1 protein-coding gene is annotated in these 1,015 nt (G+C 73.2%); it reads left to right on the forward strand.

All coding sequences use genetic code 11. The annotated features are described in order from the left end of the window. Nucleotides 1-345: 345 nt before the first annotated feature. The coding region (locus ABZ281_RS50475) for a PQQ-binding-like beta-propeller repeat protein (protein WP_356665686.1) at nt 346-1,015 on the forward strand (670 nt) is incomplete at its 3' end.

Below are 1,015 nucleotides of genomic sequence, written 5' to 3' on the forward strand. Positions count from 1 at the left end.
CAGCACCACCAGCCACGCCACGAGGAAACCGACGACATACGACAGCCCGTCGTAACCGAACAGCGCGATGAGCCCGGTGACTCCGAGGCCGCCGCGGCCGTCGCCCTCACCGCGATCGTCGCCACCACCGTGACCCTGATCCGCGACAACGACCGCCCGGCTCCGGCCGGCGACCGCCCGGCCTCGTCCACCGCCGAGGCGGCCGGTCTCCCCGACGGCTGGAAGCCGTGGGTCGCCACGGCGAAGGCCCCCGGGAACGGCGAGGGCGGCCTGGGCGGCGCCGACACCTCCTTCAAGAACTGCTCCGTCGTCGACGTCTCTCTCGTCTGCGCCGGTTCCGATCTCATGGCGACCCGCTTCGGTCTCGCCGACGGCCGCAACACCTGGAGCCGGCCCGTCGACTCCACCGCCGACGGCGTCTCCGGCGACGAGGGCGCGCTCATCGGCACCGGCGACGGACGCGTCTACGGCTACGGGGCCGAGGACGCCGAAGGCACGAGCGGCGTGGGGTCCAGCTACACGGTCTACGCCCTGGCCGCCGGAACCGGCAAGGAGCTCTGGCGGACCCCGACCGGCAGCGGCGAGACGGCGGTCGTCCCCGACGGGTCGGAGGGCGCCGCCACCGCGGTCTCCGAGGGCGTCCTCACCTTCTACGGATCACAGGGCGACCAGTACGCCCTGCTCGACGCGGAGACCGGTGAGGTCCGCTGGCGGCAGCCGGAGCCGGCCGGCCCGGCCGACTGCACGCTGGACTCGGCGGCCGACCGTGCCTACCTGATCTGCACGGCCGAGGTGAACGACGGGAAAGCCGCCGCGACCACCGTCTCCGAGATCGACCAGCGCACCGGGAAGAGCCGCTGGACCGTCGAGGCCGAGGGCTCCTTGCAGATGCTCGGCCGACAGGGGGGACTCCTGGTGTTCACGGACGGCCTGTCCATGACCCGCGGCCTCACCCTGATCGACGTCGCCTCGCACAAGCTCACCGTGCGACGGCTGGCGGAGTCCCGGCCCGAGG

The organism is Streptomyces sp. NPDC006265, from assembly GCF_040613555.1.
Classification (GTDB): Bacteria; Actinomycetota; Actinomycetes; order Streptomycetales; family Streptomycetaceae; genus Streptomyces.